The sequence below is a fragment of the Kitasatospora sp. NPDC004615 genome, assembly GCF_042873545.1.
Classification (GTDB): Bacteria; Actinomycetota; Actinomycetes; order Streptomycetales; family Streptomycetaceae; genus Kitasatospora.
In genome coordinates this window covers 784,508-801,983 of sequence record NZ_JBIALQ010000002.1, presented here as the reverse complement: position 1 = coordinate 801,983, position 17,476 = coordinate 784,508, and the positions used below count along the sequence as shown (strand labels likewise).

At 73.6% G+C, this 17,476-nt stretch carries 14 protein-coding genes; 11 read left to right on the top strand and 3 right to left on the bottom strand.

Going from position 1 to position 17,476, the window contains the following annotated elements; translation table 11 throughout:
- Positions 1 to 14 precede the first annotated feature (14 nt).
- Entirely contained in the window at positions 15 to 551 is a 537-nt protein-coding gene (gene thpR / locus ACFYS8_RS10455; protein ID WP_387638544.1) for an RNA 2',3'-cyclic phosphodiesterase, read from the top strand.
- A 206-nt stretch (positions 552 to 757) separates the two neighbouring features.
- Here thpR and ACFYS8_RS10450 read toward each other — a convergent pair whose 3' ends face one another.
- On the bottom strand, positions 758 to 2,524 hold the full coding sequence (locus tag ACFYS8_RS10450; protein ID WP_387638541.1) for a glycoside hydrolase family 35 protein: 1,767 nt from the start codon (positions 2,522 to 2,524) through the stop codon (positions 758 to 760).
- A 95-nt stretch (positions 2,525 to 2,619) separates the two neighbouring features.
- On the opposite strand from ACFYS8_RS10450, the gene ACFYS8_RS10445 reads away from it, so the two are divergent.
- Both ACFYS8_RS10445 and ACFYS8_RS10440 read left to right on the top strand, forming a co-directional pair.
- A complete protein-coding gene (locus tag ACFYS8_RS10445) occupies positions 2,620 to 3,465 on the top strand; it encodes an AraC family transcriptional regulator (protein WP_387638538.1) in 846 nt (281 codons plus the stop codon).
- A gap of 278 nt (positions 3,466 to 3,743) precedes the next feature.
- Entirely contained in the window at positions 3,744 to 4,094 is a 351-nt protein-coding gene (locus tag ACFYS8_RS10440; protein ID WP_387638535.1) for a hypothetical protein, read from the top strand.
- Here the strand turns inward: ACFYS8_RS10440 and serC are convergent.
- Together serC and ACFYS8_RS10430 are read right to left on the bottom strand one after the other, a co-directional pair.
- On the bottom strand, positions 4,051 to 5,175 hold the full coding sequence (gene serC / locus ACFYS8_RS10435) for a phosphoserine transaminase (protein WP_387638532.1): 1,125 nt from the start codon (positions 5,173 to 5,175) through the stop codon (positions 4,051 to 4,053). The two genes, ACFYS8_RS10440 and serC, sit on opposite strands and share 44 nt — an antisense overlap.
- A 181-nt stretch (positions 5,176 to 5,356) precedes the next feature.
- Complete coding sequence (locus tag ACFYS8_RS10430) at positions 5,357 to 6,457, bottom strand: citrate synthase 2 (RefSeq protein WP_387638529.1); 1,101 nt, start codon at positions 6,455 to 6,457, stop codon at positions 5,357 to 5,359.
- Between the two features lie 392 nt (positions 6,458 to 6,849).
- On the opposite strand from ACFYS8_RS10430, the gene pdxH reads away from it, so the two are divergent.
- The 8 genes from pdxH to ACFYS8_RS10390 all read left to right on the top strand — a co-directional run bounded on the left by pdxH (position 6,850) and on the right by ACFYS8_RS10390 (position 17,417).
- Positions 6,850 to 7,491 carry a pyridoxamine 5'-phosphate oxidase gene (pdxH, locus tag ACFYS8_RS10425; protein ID WP_387638898.1) on the top strand — a complete coding sequence of 214 codons (642 nt, stop codon included), beginning with the start codon at positions 6,850 to 6,852 and terminating at the stop codon, positions 7,489 to 7,491.
- Between the two features lie 185 nt (positions 7,492 to 7,676).
- Positions 7,677 to 7,844: a hypothetical protein gene (locus tag ACFYS8_RS10420; RefSeq protein ID WP_387638526.1), complete on the top strand. Its 168-nt coding sequence runs from the start codon at positions 7,677 to 7,679 to the stop codon at positions 7,842 to 7,844.
- An 86-nt stretch (positions 7,845 to 7,930) separates the two neighbouring features.
- Complete coding sequence (locus ACFYS8_RS10415) at positions 7,931 to 10,291, top strand: FxsB family cyclophane-forming radical SAM/SPASM peptide maturase (protein WP_387638895.1); 2,361 nt, start codon at positions 7,931 to 7,933, stop codon at positions 10,289 to 10,291.
- 91 nt (positions 10,292 to 10,382) lie between these two features.
- Complete coding sequence (locus tag ACFYS8_RS10410; RefSeq protein WP_387638522.1) at positions 10,383 to 10,811, top strand: CU044_2847 family protein; 429 nt, start codon at positions 10,383 to 10,385, stop codon at positions 10,809 to 10,811.
- Positions 10,812 to 10,833: 22 nt separating this feature from the next.
- Positions 10,834 to 12,891, top strand: a complete 2,058-nt coding sequence (locus ACFYS8_RS10405) for a trypsin-like peptidase domain-containing protein (RefSeq protein WP_387638519.1) — start codon at positions 10,834 to 10,836, stop codon at positions 12,889 to 12,891.
- Between the two features lie 106 nt (positions 12,892 to 12,997).
- Positions 12,998 to 13,894, top strand: a complete 897-nt coding sequence (locus ACFYS8_RS10400) for an AAA family ATPase (RefSeq protein ID WP_387638892.1) — start codon at positions 12,998 to 13,000, stop codon at positions 13,892 to 13,894.
- Positions 13,891 to 16,527: an SAV_2336 N-terminal domain-related protein gene (locus ACFYS8_RS10395; RefSeq protein WP_387638517.1), complete on the top strand. Its 2,637-nt coding sequence runs from the start codon at positions 13,891 to 13,893 to the stop codon at positions 16,525 to 16,527. Before ACFYS8_RS10400 ends, ACFYS8_RS10395 begins: the two co-directional genes overlap by 4 nt.
- A 74-nt stretch (positions 16,528 to 16,601) precedes the next feature.
- Positions 16,602 to 17,417 carry an aminoglycoside N(3)-acetyltransferase gene (locus tag ACFYS8_RS10390; RefSeq protein WP_387638514.1) on the top strand — a complete coding sequence of 272 codons (816 nt, stop codon included), beginning with the start codon at positions 16,602 to 16,604 and terminating at the stop codon, positions 17,415 to 17,417.
- Positions 17,418 to 17,476: the final 59 nt, after the last annotated feature.

The following is a 17,476-nucleotide window of genomic DNA, read 5'->3' as shown; positions in this document are numbered from 1 at the left end:
GGCACGATGGCGGAATGAGGCTCTTCGTCGCCGTGAACCCGCCGGCCCGCGCCATCCAGGAAGTCGCCGACGCGACATCTGCTCTTCGAGAGCTTCCCGGGGCGGACCGGCTGCGCTGGAGCGAGACGGCCGGGTGGCACCTCACCCTGGCCTTCCTGGGGGACGTTCCGGCGGACGAAGTGCCTTCGCTCTGCCAGAAGTTGGCGGTCGTCGCGGCTGAGCACCCCCGCCACCGCCTGCGGCTGGCCGGCGGTGGGACCTTCGGGGACCGGGTGCTCTGGTGCGGCGTTCAGGGCGGGACGGCTGCCCTGCGACGACTCGCGGACGCGGTCCGCGACGCGCTCGACGTCACGGACGACCATCCGTTCCACCCGCACCTCACTCTCGCCCGCAGCCGTTTCAGGGCGGGCGGGATGCGGGCGATGGCAGACGAGATCAACCACTTCCGGGGGGCGGAGTGGGAGGCCGGGCGGATCCACCTGATGCGCAGCGAGACGGGGTTCGGGCCTGCGAGGTACACCGAGGTCGAGAGCTGGCGGCTGCGGAGTTAGAGGCGTGGGGAGACTTGCGCGAGCTGGCGGGCGACCGATCAGGGGCGCTGGGGGTACCCCCAGCGAAGCGAGGGGGCGGAACTGCGCGACAAGCGCAAGGCCCGTCCGCAAGCTCGCGATCAAGTGCAGGTCATTGTCCTGCGTCGCGATCTTGCGGTTGGGGTCTTCCGCCTCGCGCAGTTCCCCGCGCCCCTGGTTTCGCGCTTCTAGCCCAGTTCCGGGGCCTCGCGAAGCTCGATGCGCTTGGGCGCCGCCTGCCCCAGTTCCAGCAGGGTGAGCGTGTTGGTGCCCTCGTGGAGCAGGGGCTGGGGGCAGTAGAGGGTGACCTGGGGGCCGCGGCGGTCGTAGCGGCCGAGGAGGAAGCCGTTGATCCACAGGTAGCCGTGGTCGCCGTCGGGGACGGCGAGGAAGGTGTCGCCGGTGGTGGCGAGGTCGAAGGTGCCGCGGGCGAGCGTCTCGGGGGCGGGCTCGCCGGGGGTGTAGCCGGCGGCGGGGAGGGGGTCGAGGGCGAGGGGCTGTGCGTGCCAGCCGTGCAGGTACTGGCGTTCGTGGCGGACGCCGGTGATGCCCTTGGTTTCGCCGACCTGGGGGCCGTAGTTGACCCGGCCGAGCGATTCGACGAGCAGGGTGAGCTGGTCGCCGCCCGTGGTGGTGACGTCCGGTGGGGTGACGCCGCGTTCGAGCGTGGCGGCGTGCTTGCCGTTGATGTGGAGGGCGGCCCGGTCACGCAGGTTCTCGACGGTGACCGGCTGGGTGGAGCTGATCGTGGGCACCGTCGTGGTGTAGCGGATCAGGCCGTGTTCCAGCCCGAGGTCTTCGAACAGCGGCGGTACGGGCGAGGCGACGGCGTCCCCGAACGGCAGTTCGGCGATCTCGTTGAGCGCGACCTCGCGAGCAGCCAACACCGGTACAGCGGGCGGAAGTTCGGCGACCCGGTCGTCCAAGTAGTGCACCAGTGACGGGTTTTCGGCGGCGAAGTCGGCGATGACCTGCTGGAAGGCGTGGAACTTGGGGCTGGGCAGGCCGCGTTCGTCGAGGGCGGCGTCGTAGTCGTAGGAGGTGGTGGTCGGCTGGTACGGGGAGTGCGTCCAGTCGGTGGAGTTGAACGGCGCGTCCTCGTGGTTGGCGCCGGCGGTGGTGCCGAAGTTGGTGCCGCCGTGGGCCATGTACAGGTTGACGGAGCCGCCGGCGGCGAGGATGCGGCGCAGCGAGTCGGCGGCGTCGGCGGCGTCGCGGGTGTGGTGGGGCTTGGCCCAGTGGTCGAACCAGCCGTTCCAGAACTCCATGCAGAACGGCGGGTCCTGGGGGCGGTGGCGGCGCAGCGTCTCGAACGCGGTCTCCGGGTCGGAGCCGAAGTTGACGGTGGCCAGGATGCCGGGGACGGTGCCGCCGCCGAGCATGTGGTCCTCGGGGCCGTCGGAGGTGAACAGCGGGACGGTGATGCCGCGTTCGCGCAGGCCGCGGGCCAGGTGGTCGAGGTACAGGTGGTCGCTGCCGAACGAGCCGTACTCGTTCTCGACCTGGACCATCAGCACGGTGCCGCCGGGCCGCCCCCACTGGCGTTCGACGACCTGCGGCAGCAGGACGTCGAAGAACGCGTCGACGGCGGCCAGGTACTCCGGGTCGCTGGTGCGGGCGCGGCGCCCGACCTTGGCGGTCAGCCAGCCGGGCAGGCCGCCGTTGTCCCACTCGGCGCAGATGTAGGGGCCGGGCCGGACGATCGTCCACAGGCCCTGGCGGTGCGCCTCGTCGAGGAACGCGCCGAGTTCGTCCAGGCGCTCGAAGCGGCCGGGGGAGGGTTCGTGCAGGTTCCACGGCACGTACGTCTCGACGGTGTTCAGCCCCATCGCGCGCAGCGCGGCGAGGCGGGCGGGCCACTGCTCGGGGCGGGTGCGGAAGTAGTGCATCGCGCCGGAGAGGATGCGCAGCGGGCGGCCGTCGAGGCGGAAGCCGGTCGAGTCGTAGGTGAGCATGCCTCCTAGCCTGCTGGAACGCGCCGGCCCGGACCATGGACAAAGCCCGGCGGCGTGTTGGACTTGTCCGGGAGGAAATCCGCGGACGGAGGACGATGGAGCGCTGGTGGCACTACCTGACGCCGGGGCCGGCGCAGTTGGGCACCGGCCTGGCGTGCCTGGGCGTGGGCCTGCAGCGCGGGCGGCTGCCGGTGGTCGGGCCGCGGGTGCTGGACCACTGGGTGGCGGTGGTGGTCGGTTCGGGGCGCGGCTGGTACGCGCTGCCGGGCGGCCGGCGGCTGCCGGTGGTGGCGCCGGCGGTGCTGTGGCTGCGGCCGGGGGTGCCGCACCACTACGGGCCGGACGCGGACGGCTGGGCGGAGTCCTTCGTGGACTTCACCGGCGCGGGCACCGCCGGGTACGCCGAGCTGGGCCTGCTGCCGGAGGCCGAGGTGGTGCCGCTGGATTCCGCGGAGACCGCGCTGCGGGTGATCGCCCGGATCGCGGCGGTCTGCCGCCGGGGCGGGCCGACGGCCGGCCCGGAGGCGTCGGCGGCGGTCCATGAGCTGCTGGTTGAGCTGCACCGGCACCGGGCCGACCTGGGCCCGGAGGGCGCCCCGGTGATGGAGGTGCTGCGCCGGGACGCCTGCCTGCCGCTGTCGGTGGCCGAGCACGCCCGGCGGGTCGGCATGGGCGTGGAGGAGCTGCGCCGCGCGGTGCGCGCGCAGGGCGCGACCAGCCCGAAGGAGTACCTGCTCACCGTCCGCCTGAACGAGGCCAAGCACCTGCTGGCGGCCAGCGAACTGCCCGTCTCCGCGGTGGCCCGCCGGGTTGGCTACCAGGACCCGGCGTACTTCACCCGCCTGTTCACCCGCCGCGTCGGCGTCGCCCCGACGGTCTTCCGCCAGCGCGAGTACCGCGGCGGTGCCCTGCCCGCGAAGCAGGGGCCGGAGCCCGGGTAGGTCGGGCGACCGACTAGTCTCGAAGCGTGGACCCGAAGACCCGTATGCGGATCGTCACCGGCGCGTTCGTCCTGCTGCTCGCCGTAGTGATCATCAGCGCCCTCGTGCAGAAGTAGCCCCCAGGCCGTTCCGGCGTTGGGGCCGGTTCGCGGGCGGTCGATCCGCAGGGTGGGGCGCGACGCGGGTCCGGCCGTGGGGCCTGCCGCGACGCAGGGGGCTTCCATGGCGTACACCCGGCGTACGCGATCGGTGACCTGGCCGACCTGCCGGAGGCCGACATGGCGGGCTTCGCCATGCAGCACGCCGAGGTGGTGGTGGAGAACATCTCCGCGCAGCTGCGCGACGAGCCGTCGACCGGGGCCTACCGCCCGCTCGGCCACCCGATGATCCTGCTGCCGCTGGGCAGCGGCGGCGGCGTGGGCCGGTTGCCCTCGCCGGACGGCCCGTTCGCCGCGCCAGCCGCGATGGTCGCCGAGTTCAAGGGCGCCGACCTGTTCGCCGGCCGCTTCCTCGGCCAGTTCGGCCCAACGCGGCATGAACGAAGGCCCTGGTCCGCGGACCAGGGCCTTCGAGGGCGACGGGGTGTCAGTCGTTCAGGTGCTCGACCACGTAGTCGATCGCGCCGGTGAGCTTCTCGACGTCCGCCGGGTCGATCGCCGGGAACATCGCGATGCGCAGCTGGTTGCGGCCGAGCTTGCGGTACGGCTCGGTGTCCACGATGCCGTTGGCACGCAGTGCCTTGGCGACCGCGGCGGCGTCCACCGACTCGTCGAAGTCGATGGTGCCGACGACCTGCGAGCGCTCCTCCGCCTTGGCGACGAAGGGCTGCGCGTAGGGGGACTTCTCGGCCCACGCGTACAGGATCGAGGACGACTCGGCGGTGCGGGACACCGCCCAGTCCAGGCCGCCCTGGCCGTTCATCCACTCCAGCTGGTCGGCCAGCAGGAAGAGGGTGGAGAGGGCCGGGGTGTTGTACGTCTGGTCCTTCGAGGAGTTGTCGATCGCGGTCGGCAGGTCGAAGAACGGCGGGATGTACCGGCCGGAGCCGGCGATCTCCGCGGCGCGCTCCAGGGCGGCCGGGGAGAAGGTGGCCAGCCACAGGCCGCCCTCGGAGGCGAAGGACTTCTGCGGGGCGAAGTAGTAGACGTCCGTCTCGCGGATGTCGACGGGCAGGCCGCCGGCGCCGGAGGTGGCGTCGACCAGCACCAGCGAGCCGGCGTCCGCGCCCTCGGGGCGGCGGATCGGCATGGCGACACCGGTGGAGGTCTCGTTGTGGGTGAGCGCGTAGACGTCCACCCCCGCCTCGGCGACCGGCAGCGGGTGGGTGCCCGGCTCGGTCTTGATGACGGTCGGTTCGGCCAGCCACGGGGCGGCCTTCACGGAGGAGGCGAACTTGGAGGAGAACTCGCCGAAGTTCAGGTGCTGCGACTTCTCGCGCACCAGGCCGAACGCGGCGATGTCCCAGAACGCGGTGGAGCCACCGTTGCCAAGCACGACCTCGTAGCCCTCGGGCAGCGAGAACAGTTCGGCGACGCCCTGGCGGACGCGCTTCACGATGTTCTTGACCGGGGCCTGACGGTGGGAGGTGCCCAGCAGGGAGGTTCCGGTGGCGGCGAGGGCACTCAAGGCCTCGGGGCGCACCTTGGAGGGGCCGCAGCCGAAGCGGCCGTCGTTGGGCAGATTGTCGGCGGGGATCTGAATCTGAGCCACACCCGCACCCTATCGCCCCGAATTGCCCGGCTGTACGGCCGTCCGGCGGCTGAGACGCGATCTTCGTGGCACCGGACAGCGCTCACCGGGGCGCGCGCCGCCCCTGGTCAGGGGTGGTGCGCGCGCCCGGGGGTGCCGTCACGGATGCTGACGGTCCGTCAGGTGTTCACCTGATCGGGTGTCAGCGGGCGATCTGGTCCCAGCCCTCGATCTCCTGCGGCGTGCGGGAGCCGGGGCCGATGTAGCGGGCGGCCGGGCGGACCAGCCGGCCGGTGCGCTTCTGCTCCAGGATGTGCGCGGACCAGCCGGCGGTGCGGGCGCAGGTGAACATCGAGGTGAACATGTGCGCCGGGACCTCGGCGAAGTCCAGCATGATGGCGGCCCAGAACTCGACGTTGGTGGCCAGCACGCGGTCGGGGCGGCGGTTGTGCAGCTCCTCCAGCGCGGCCTTCTCCAGCGCCTCGGCGATCTCGAAGCGCGGCGCGCCGAGCTCCTTGGCGGTGCGGCGCAGCACCCGGGCACGCGGGTCCTCGGCGCGGTAGACGCGGTGGCCGAAGCCCATCAGGCGCTCGCCCTTGTCGAGGGCCTTCTTCACGTAGCCGGCCGCGTCGCCGGTGCGCTCGATCTCCTCGATCATGCCGAGCACCCGGGACGGCGCGCCGCCGTGCAGCGGGCCGGACATCGCGCCGACCGCGCCGGACAGCGCCGCGGCGACGTCGGCACCGGTGGAGGCGATCACCCGGGCGGTGAAGGTGGAGGCGTTCATGCCGTGCTCGGCGGCGGACGTCCAGTAGGCGTCGACGGCCTTGACGTGCTTCGGGTCCGGCTCGCCGCGCCAGCGGATCATGAACCGCTCGACGATGGTCTCGGCCTTGTCGATCTCGCGCTGCGGCACCATCGGCAGGCCCTGGCCGCGGGCGGACTGGGCGACGTAGGACAGCGCCATCACGGCGGCCCGGGCGAGGTCGTCGCGGGCCTGCTCGGCGGAGATGTCCAGCAGCGGCTTGAGGCCCCAGACCGGGGCGAGCATGGCGAGCGCCGACTGCACGTCGACCCGGATGTCGCCGGAGTGGACCGGGATCGGGAACGGCTCGGCCGCCGGCAGCCCGGGGGCGAACCGGCCGTCCACCAGCAGGCCCCAGACGTGACCGAAGGAGACCTGGCCGACCAGGTCCTCGATGTCCACCCCGCGGTAGCGGAGCGCGCCGCCCTCGCGGTCGGGTTCGGCGATCTCGCTCTCGAAGGCGACGACACCCTCAAGGCCGGGTACGAAGTCCGACATGTAGAACGGCTCCTTCAGTGATCCGACACGACGTGCGGCCGTGGTGGGGCGGCACGCCGGTGACCGATGGTGGTTGGCACTCGGTGTCAGAGTGGCAGGCACGGAGTGCATTGCGCCATACACCACGACGGTGATGTTTCCCCCACGCGCCGCTCGAACCCCTGCCGCCCCGCGCGTTGTCGGCGGATTTTCCGGGACACTCCGGCCGAAATCCGGACGATTCACCGGGCGGTGGCGGCCGCGCATCCCGACTCCGGGTGTTTGCGCGGACGTAGCGGCGCTCGGCGCTTGTCGTACGGGATGATGTTGGCGTGCCTACCGCGGAACGCCACAGTCACCCGAACGCCCTGTCCACGCCGGCCGGGGAGCGGCCCGTGCCGGACCTGACCGTGATGCGCAAGCATTACCAGCACGAGGGCCTGGCCGAGGACCAGTTGGCCGAGGACCCGTTCCGGCAGTTCGCCCGCTGGTTCCACGAGGCCGTCGAGGCGGGCGTGGTCGAACCCAACGCGATGGTGGTCTCCACCGCCGACGCCGACGGCCTGCCGTCCTCGCGCACCGTGCTGCTCAAGGGCTACGACCCGCGCGGCTTCGTGTTCTTCACCAACTACGGCTCCCGCAAGGGCACCGACCTGGCCGCCAACCCGAACGCCTCGCTGCTCTTCCCCTGGATCGGACTGGCGCGCCAGGTGGTGATCGGCGGCCGGGTGGAGAAGGTCGGCCGGGACGAGACCGCCGCCTACTTCCGGACCCGCCCGCACGGCTCCCAGCTCGGCGCCTGGGCCAGCGAGCAGTCCAGCCCGGTGGCCGGCCGCGAGGTGCTGGAGCGGCGCTACGCCGACCTCGCGGCCCGCTACCCCGAGGGCGAGGGCGTCCCCGTCCCGCCGTTCTGGGGCGGCTACCGGGTCGTCCCGCGCACCGTCGAGTTCTGGCAGGGCCGCGAGAACCGCCTCCACGACCGCCTCCGCTTCGTCGCCGAGGGCCCCGGGGGCGCGGGTGGCGGCGGGTGGCGGGTGGAGCGGCTCTGCCCCTGACGGAGTGTCAAGTTTGCTGCCCCGCAAGTCAACCAGGTGGAGTAACCTGCCCCTCTGACGGGCTAAAAAACTAGTGGTTTGGACCACTGAAAGCTGGGTAGCGGCGTTAGAGTCGCTCCGGGTGAAATTCTCGGCACAGGACGCCGAGGCCTGTCTCGCGCCGACAGGCGCAGAAACGAGTCATCATGGTCGCCGCCACCAAGCCCGCCGACAGCGCGCGCGTCGAGGAGTCTCCCTCGCTGGCAGCTCTGGCCTCCATCGGTGCCGAAGAGCTCACCGCCGAGCTCTATCGTGCCCTCCCGGGCGGTGAGTCCGGCCAGGTGGCCGTCGCCGCCTTCAACTCATCCATCTGACCGGCCGACCGAGCGCAATCCGACGCGACGTCACCCCGATACCCGTGCCGCGCCCGCTGGTGCCGTTCTCGCAGTTCGTGATCAAGATGCACGCCCGTTGCGATCTTGCCTGCGACCACTGCTACGTGTACGAACACGCCGACACCAGCTGGCGCGGCAAGGCCCGCGCCAGTCATGAGGCGGTGCTCGCCCGTACCGCCGAACGGATCGCCGAACACGCCCGCACCCACCGGCTCGCCGCCGTCCACGTGGTGCTGCACGGCGGCGAACCGCTGCTCGCCGGACCCGCCCTGCTCGGCCGCGCCGCCGAACTGCTGCGCGCCGCCCTGCCCGCCGACTGCGCCCTCGACCTGCGCATCCACACCAACGGCGTGCTGCTCTCCCCCCGCTTCCTCGACCTGTTCGCCACCCATGGCATCAAGGTCGGCATCTCGCTGGACGGCGACAAGGCCGCCAACGACCGGCACCGCCGGTTCGCCGACGGCCGCAGCAGCCACGCCAAGGTGCTCGCCGCCGTCGAGCTGCTGCGCCGCCCCGCCTACCGGCACCTGTACGCGGGCCTGCTGTGCACCATCGACGTGGAGAACGACCCCGTCGCGGTGCTGGACGCACTGGTCGCCCTGGAGCCGCCCCGGGTGGACTTCCTCCTGCCGCACGCCACCTGGGACCAGCCGCCGAAACGGCCCGAAGGCCTCGGCGAAACCCCTTACGCCGACTGGTTGTTGGCGGTCTACCGGCGCTGGGAGGAACTCGGCCGGCCCGTCCCGGTGCGCACCTTCGACTCGGTGCACCGCACACTGCGCGGCCGCTCCAGCCTCACCGAGTCGCTCGGCCTCGACCCCGCCGACCTGGTGGTGGTGGAGACCGACGGCAGTTTCGAGCAGGCCGACAGCCTGAAGACCGCCTACGACGGGGCGCCGGAGACCGGGTTCACGGTGTTCGACAACACCCTGGATCAGGTCGCCGAACACCCCGGCATGGTCGAACGACAGTCCGGGCTGGCCGGGCTCGCCGAGGAGTGCCGCGGCTGCCCCGTGGTCCGCTCCTGCGGCGGCGGCCTGTACGCCCACCGCTACCGGGGCGACGGCTCCGGCTTCCGCAACCCCTCCGTCTACTGCGGTGACCTGATGCGACTGATCACCACCATCCGCGACCGGATGGCCCCCGCCGTTGTCGTCCCCGCCCAGGACGCGCCCGGTGCGACGCTGACCGACGGCCAGCTCGACGAACTCGCCGCCGGGTACGGCGGCGCCGACACCGTCCGCGCCCTGGCCCGCGCCCAACTCGGCCTCACCCGGCGACTGGTGGCCGCCGTCGGGACCGGCTCCCCGGCCTGGGCGCTGGTCACCTCACTGGACGGCGGCGACACCCCGGCACTGGACGCCGTGCTCGCCCACCCGTACACCCGGGCCTGGGCGGTGCGCTGCCTGCAGGGCGACACCGCGCGCGCCGACCTCGGCGGGATGGCCGAGGTGGCCGCCGCTGCCTCGGTGCGCGCCGGGCGCGCCTTCGAACTGGCGCTGCCGGTACGCGGCGGCGCCGTCCACCTGCCCACCCTCGGGCGGGTGCTGGTCGGCGGCGCGGGCGAGCGCGTGGTGACCGGCGACGCGGAGGGCTTCACCGTCGGCGGCCGGCGGATCGGCCCCGACACCCCCGCCGACGCGCACTGGCAGCCGGTGCGGCGGATCGCGCTCGCCGACGGCTGGGCGCCGGCCCTGGAGGACACCGACCCGCAGCGCGACAGCCACCAGTGGCCGGTCGAGGACCGGCTGGCGGACGCCGAGTACCTGGCCTGGGGCGGGGCGCTGCGCGAGGCCTGGGAGCTGATCGGCCGCGACCTGCCCGGCCACGCGCCCGGCATCCGGGCCGGCCTGTCCACCCTCACCCCGCTGCGGCCCGGCCCGGCCGGCCGCGACGTGTCCGCCGCCGCCCGGCAGGCGTTCGGGGCGGTCGGCATCGCCCGGCCCGCCACCGCACCCACCCTCGCGCTGCTGATCGCGCACGAGTTCCAGCACGTCAAACTGGGCGCGGTACTGGACTTCCACGACCTGTACGACCGGACCGACGAGCGGCTGTTCCACGCCCCGTGGCGGCCCGACCCGCGCCCGCTGGAGGGCCTGTTCCAGGGCACCTACGCGCACCTCGCGGTGACCGAGTTCTGGGCCACCCGGGTGCGGGCCTACGACGGGCTGCGCAACGGCCCCGCCCAGCACGCCCGGGTCCAGCTCGCCACCTGGCGGGCACACACCGCCGCCTCCATCGACACCCTCGCCGACTCCGGCGCCCTCACCCCCCTCGGCGCCCGCTTCACCGAACGCATGCGCACCGCCGTCGAACCCTGGCTCACCGTCCCGGTCGGCGCCGCCGCCGAGACCGCGGCCCGGGAGGCCGCCGCCGAGAACCTGGCCCAGTGGCAGGCCCGCACGGCCGCGGCGGGGCCGCGCTGAACCTGCGCCGATTCGAGAATGGCCGAAATGCTTTGCCCCAGTGGCCGGTTGGGGCGCGTGTGGCGCCCCTCCCGGTGCGAGAGTGGGGGGCATGAGCGACTACACCGAAGTGACGCTGCCCGACGGTACGGCCGTGCTGCTGCAGGTGTTCGATCTGCGGCGGGCCGACCAGGAGTCCGGCGATCCCGACCTTCCCGACGGCAGCGGCGACGTGGTGCCGGTCGGCCGGGTGCGTGACGCGGCCCGGACCACGGGCGAGGCGCTGCGTGAAGCGTTGCAGCCGCTCGGCGGTGTGCTCGACCTGGTGCACGGCGCGGTGCGGTCCGCGATCAAGCCGCCGGACGAGGTCGAGGTCGAGTTCGGCGTGAAGCTCTCCAAGGACCTGCGGCTGGGGATCGTCTCGGCGGGTGGCGAGGCCGCGCTGAAGGTCCGGGCCAAGTGGCAGACCGGTCGGGCGGCGGAGATCCCGGCGCAGCCGGACGGGGCGACCGAGCAGGAAGCGGCTGCGGCCGCACGCTGAAGCAGGAGCTGCGGGGGCGGTTTTGGGACGACAGACAGTTCGCCGGTGGTCGTCGGCCGGGGCCGACCCCGATGCGGCGGCCAAGGCCGCACACGTCGCCGTGTACCGGGAGGGCGACCCGCGCGCCTACGGCGGTGGCCTGCTGCTTCCCGACGGCCGGGTGCTGACCTGTGCCCATGTGGTCAACCAGGCGCTCGGGCGCGGTGGGCACGAGCAGGGGCGGCCCGCCGAACGCGAAGGCGCCGTGGACGGTCTGCTGCTCGCGCTGCCCGGCCTGGCCCCCGGTCGCAGGTTCCGGGCGGTGCTGGAGCACTGGCTGCCGGCAGGCCACGGATCCGGTGGGCCCGCCCGGGCCGGTGACCGCGAGTGGGTCGCGGACCTGGCGGTCCTGGTGCTGGTCGAACCGCCCCCGGCCGGCCCGGCCGTCGCGCCGCTGGGCCATCACCGCACCGGGCCGTCCGCGTTCGCCTGGTTCGGCAGCGGCAACGCCAGTACCGTCGCCGCCGTCACCGTCCAGGGCACCACCGAGCACTGGCTGGTGCTGGACACGCCCGACTCCGCGCAGCCCCTGGTCGAGGGGTACAGCGGCTCGCCGCTGTGGGACCGCGAACAGGGTCGGGTGGTCGGCCTGGTCGTCAGCCGCCGGGACAGCCGCGCGTTCGCCATCCCCACCCGGGCGATCGTCGAGCACCTGCCCTGGCTGTCCGTGCCCGATCCCTTCGTGCCCTCCGCCGAACAGGCCTGGCTGTGGGCGCGGTTGGTCGATGCGGTCGGCCGCGCCCTTCCCGACCCGGTTCTTCGGGGCGGCCCCGCGCGGCGGCTGGCCGGGGAGCTCGGCACCGTTTTGCCCGCCGGCGCCCCGCCGGTGCCCGAGTGGTTCGTGCGCACTGCGCTGGCCGCCGATCACGGCGTGGTCACCCTGATGGCGTTGCTCGCCGATCTCGCGCCCACCCCGGAGCAGCGCCGTGACCTGCAGACCGAGGCACTGTTCGCCGTCCCCGAGGAGTTGCTCACCGCCGTCGAGCACCGGGAACTGCTCGAACTGCTGGCGCACCACCCGGCCGGACCGGGGGGCGTGGTCGCGCGCGCACTGCCGCTGATCAGCGTGCCGGAGGACGCCGACTGGCCGACGCTGGTGCGCTTCCTCGAAGGGCACCGGCCGCGGCAGGGCAAGGTGCCCGGGCTGCTGCGCACCGTCGAGTTCGCCGCCCACGAGACGGTGGACGCCCACGCGGCCGCGGCGCTGCGGGCCTGGTCGGACGGGGTGGCGGAGCGGCTCGGGGTGGCCGCCGGTCTGGCCGAACACCGCGCCCAGGCCCGGGAGTCGGGGGCCGTGGACGGCGACGGGCCGCCGCTGGTGCAGGTCCAGCTGTGGCGGTCCGGCGGGGCCGATCGGTTCGGCTGGAGCTTCGAGGGCCGCTTTGCCGACGGCACCGTGTTCCACCGCAGCACCCAGGACGTCCCGGCCGGCCGGGAGGAACTGCTCGCCCGACTCGCCGAACTGCTGTCCCGGGCCGCCAGTCAGAGCCCGTCCGGGGTGCTGCCCCGAGTCGAATTCTTCGTCCCGCGCGACGAGTTGAACCTCGACATCGACCAGTGGGTGTACCGGCAGGACGAGCTGTTCCCGGCCGTTCTCGGCCAGGACTTCCTGGTCGTGCTGCGCTGCCCGGAACTGCGGCGGCCCGAGTACCTGCCGGAGCTGCGCTACCGGTGGCAGGCCAGGCGCAGTGCCGAGGTGCTCGTCCAGGAGCGCCGCGAGCCGGCCGTCCAGGAACGCGGCCGGCCCCGGCCGGTCGGCGGGGTGGCACTGTGCTGTCCGCCGGCCGAGACCGCGATGCTGCGGGCGATCGCGGCGGCCGTGGGAGTGCCCGGGATCGTCTGGCCGAGACCGACCGCCTCCCATCGTGATGTCGCACAACTGCGGGACCTGGCAGCCGGGTTGACGTCCGCACAACTGCCCAGGGCGGTGTACCGGGCGCGCGTCCGGTCCGGCGAGGACGGCATCGGCCGGCACCTGGCGCTGGTGTACGACGGCCCGGACGACATACCGGCCACGCTGACCCTCGCAGACCCCTCATGACCGAACGACCGAACGACCGAACGCCTGGAAGGACACCCCGGTGACCGACGGAACGAGCAACTGGCAGCTGTACCGCGGGGACGGGGAACCGCACCCGGTGGAGCGGATGCCCGAGCCGCCGCCCTGGCGCAGGTTTCCCGCCCAGGGGGCCGAACGGCGGGCCCGCACCTACCGGATCACGCCCGACGAGGTGCGGATCGTCAACGCCGCGCTGCACCTGCGCAGGCCGCTGCTGGTCACCGGGCCGCCGGGCACCGGGAAGTCCTCGCTCGCCTACTCCATCGCCCACGAACTCGGCCTCGGCGAGCCGCTGCGCTGGGACATCAACAGCCGCACCGTGCTGGCCGACGGCCTGTACCGCTACGACGCGGTCGGCCGGCTGCGGGACGCCCGACTCGGCGGTGACCGCCCGCAGGAGGACGAGTCCGACATCGGCGGCTACCTGCAACTCGGCGCGCTGGGCACCGCGCTGGCCACCAGCAGGCCCGACCGGCCGCGGGTGCTGCTGGTCGACGAACTCGACAAGGGCGACATCGACCTGCCCAACGACCTGCTGGTGGTCTTCGAGGAGGGCGAGTTCCGGATCCCGGAGCTGGCCCGGCTCGGTGAGCGCCACCCGGAGGTCGCCGTCATGGTCGAAGGCGGCCGGGAACGGCACACCGTCCGACACGGCCTGGTCGCCTGCCCCGAGTTCCCGATCGTCGTGCTCACCAGCAACGGCGAACGCGACTTCCCACCCGCCTTCCTGCGCCGCTGCCTGCGCCTGGACCTCAAGCCGCCGACCGGCGAGCAACTGCGGGACATCGTCCGGGCCCACCTCGGCGACGGCGGGGCCGACGTCGACACCCTGATCGACCGCTTCCTGACCCGCCGCGACACCGGGCAGGCCGTCCTCGCCACCGATCAGCTGCTGAACGCCGTCCACCTGCTGTCGGGAGTGGACCTGGACGACGCACTGCTCGACGAAGTCCTGCGGTCGATCGACGGCGGGCAGTTGTCGTGACCGGAGCGCGGCCGCTGGAGCTGCTGCAGCAGGCGCTGGCCGCCGCCGGGGCGGACCTGACGGCCCGTGAACTCGCCGAGGCCGTCTGGCTCGCCGGCCGGCTGCCGCCACGCCCCGCACCCACCGACGATCCGGATCCGGGCGGGCGGCCGGGCCCGCGCACCGACGGCCGCCCGCCCGCCACCCACCCCGGCGGCCACGCGCCGCCACCGCCGTCCTCCCAGGGCTCGGACGTGTACGCGGCGGCAGGTGACGTCGCCGACGGCGCCGCCGCCCTGCCGGTGCTGGTGCCCGACGGCAGGGCGTTGCCCGCGGGGCCGGCGCTGGCCCGTTCGCTGCGGCCGCTGCGGCAGCGGGTGCCGTCCCGCCGCGGGTTCGAGCTGGACGAGCGGGCCACCGCGGACCTGGCGGCCGACACCGGCATCCTCGACCCGGTGCTGCGGCCGCGCCCGGAACGCCGCTTCGAACTCGCCCTCGTCGTCGACGACGGCCTGTCGATGCACCTGTGGCAGGAACTCTCGTCCGAGCTGCGGACGCTCCTCGGGCGCTCCGGGGCGTTCCGGCGGATGCGCAGCTACGGCCTGGACAGTCGCCACCCCGACGGCCCGCGGCTGCGGGCCCGGCCGTTCGCGCCGGCCGCGCCCGTGGTGCCGTCCGGCGCGCTCTGCCCGGCGGACGGCCGCGGGCTGGTCCTGGTGCTCTCGGACACCGTGGGCGCGCACTGGCGCGGCGGCGGCGTGGGCGGCCTGCTGGGCGGCTGGGCCCGGCGCTGCCCCACCGCCGTACTGCAGCCGCTGCCGCAGCGGCTGTGGCCGGGCACCGGGCTGCGCACCGAACCGAAGACGCTGCGGGCGGGCGGCCGGCCCGGTGTCCCCAACTCGGCGTGGCAGGTGGCGGATCCGATCCTGCCGCCCGGCCTGGTGTCGTTCACCGGACTCCCGGTCCCGGTGCTGGAGCTGAGCGCCACCGCCCTCGCCGAGTGGACCGGATTCCTGGTCGGCGGCGGCGAACTCACCGTGCGAGTGGCCGGAACCGCCGCCGAACGGCCCGGTGCCTTCACTCCGGCTCCCGCTGCCGCCGCAGTGGACATGCGGGCGCGGCTGGCGGCGTTCCGGGCGGCCGCCTCGCCGGAGGCCTTCGTGCTGGCCGGGCATCTGGCGGCGGTCCGGCCGCTGACGCTGCCGGTGATGCGGCTGGTCCAGCAGGCGGTGCTGCGCGGGCGGGGCAGCCCCGCGCACCTGGCCGAGGTGCTGCTCGGCGGCCTGGTGCGACGGGCACCGGCCGTCGGCCCCGAGACCGCGCTCCCGTCCCGGTACGACTTCCGGCCCGGGCTGCGCGAACTCCTGCTGGAGACCGTTCCGGCCCGGGCCGCGCTCGACACCGCCGCCATGGTCACGGGCCTGGTCCGCGGCGGTGACAGCGCCGGACGGTACGTGCCGGCCCTGCGCGCCGTGACAGCCGGAACGGCGGCACTGCCCCCGGGGGCGACGGCCTTCGCCGAGGCCGACACCCCGCTGTTCCGGCACTTCGCACCCGCCACCACCACCGGCGGACCGGTCCGGGACGTGCACCTTGGCGCGCTGGCGGCCCGCGACCCCGAGCTGGCCGCGCTGCTCGACGCGCAGCGGTGGCAGCAGGCGGTGGAACGCGGTGAGCAGGTGCTGGAGGAGCTGCTGGGCGCGCTGGGGCCGGACCATCCGGAGGTCCTCGGCGGGCGCTTCGACCTCGCCGGATGGATCGGCGAGGCGGGATCCCCGCAGACCGCGCTGCGGCTGTGCCGGGAACTGCTCGCCGAGTTCGGCACCCGGCTGGGCGACACCCACCCGCAGACCCTCACCCTGCGCGCCAGGATCGCGCACTGGAGCGGCCGGGCGGGCGACCCGGCCGCCGCGCTGGCCGGCTACCGGGCGCTGCTTCCCGACCAGGAGCGGGTCCTCGGCGAGGACCACCCCGAATGCCTGTACAGCCGCCACCAGAGCGGCTTCTGGCTGGGCATCGGCGGTGATCGGCCGGCCGCCCTGGAGGCCCATCTCGACCTGTTGCCCCGGCAGCGGCGGGTCTACGGGGAGGAACACCGGGAGACCTTGCGGACCCGGGCCAACATCGCGTCCCTCACCGGCCTGACCGGGCACACGGACGAGTCCCTGGCGCTGTGGCAGGCGCTGCTGCCGGATCTGCGCCGGGTGCTCGGCCCGGACGACCCGCTGATCCTGACCACCGAGGCGGAGATCGCGTACTGGGGTTCGGTCAACGGAGACCCGGCCGACGTGCTGCGCCTGGTTTCGCCGCTGATCCCGCGGCTGGCCGCGGCGTTCGGGCCGCACCACCCCACCCCGTACGGATTCCGCCTCCGGGTCGCCCAGGCCACCGGTGAACTCGGCGATCCGGCCGGTGCGGTCGCCCTGTTGCGGGAGCTGTTGGCCGATCTCGGGCGCTGGCTGACGCCGGAGGACCCGGTGTTTCTCGGCGCCCGGGCCGATCACGCCTATTGGACGGCCCTGGCCGGTGACGTCGCCACGGGGCTGAGACAACTGCGCGACCTGCTGCCCGAACTGGAGGGGATCCTCGGAACCGACCATCCGGACACTCGCCGGGTCGGTGAATCGATCGCCTATTTGCAGAACGGGAACTGACGTGCGATCACCAGTCGGACGGCGGAATTCCGGATACGTACCATGCCTTGTCGGCGACTATTGTGGGGCCGTCGATGAACGTCGCTCCGCTGGAGGACCTGTTGCACTCCGTGGCGGAGCTGACCGGCGACCTCCGCGCACTCGGCGTCGATGAGGGCGAGACGCTCCTGGTGCAGGCCGCCACCCGGTCCATCGGCCCGGTCGACGGCCGGTCCGCCGGAGTCGTGGCGGCGCTGCGCGAGGTGCTCGGCCCCGCCGGCACCCTGGTGGCGTACACGGCGACGCCGGAGAACTCCGAGACCTCCCAGCTGTACCGGGACGCCATCGCCCCGCTCGATCCGGCGGGAGTCCGGGCCCACCGGGCGACCATGCCGCCGTTCGACCGGAGCGCCACTCCGGCCTCGCCCACCATGGGGCGGCTGTCCGAGGAGATCCGCACCACCGAGGGAGCGCTGCGCAGCGCGCACCCGCAGACCTCGTTCGCCGCCCTGGGGCCGCTCGCCGGGTGGCTGACCGAACGGCACGACCTGAACTCCCACCTCGGCGAGGGGTCGCCGGTGCAGCGGCTGCTGGAGGCCGACGGCCGGGTGCTGCTGGTCAATGTGCCGTGGACCTGCTGCACGGTGTTCCACCTGGCGGAGTACCGCCAGGACGCGCCGCCCCTGCAGCAGTACGGCTGCGTGATGGCCGGCGCAGGGGGCGCACGACAGTGGGTACGGTTCACCGCGCCCGCCGTTACCACCGCGCATTTCCTGGACGTCGCCGAAACTGTCCTGCGTGACAGCGGGAAGGTGGCCCGGGGACGCCTCGGCCATGCGCCGTGCTTCCTGCTCCCGATCCGGGAAGCGGTTGATTTCGCCGATAAATGGCTGAGAAACAAGCAGGACTGACGAGCCGTCGGCCCGAGGCCCTATTCCATTTCGGTGGCGGCTCTTCCTACACTTGAGTC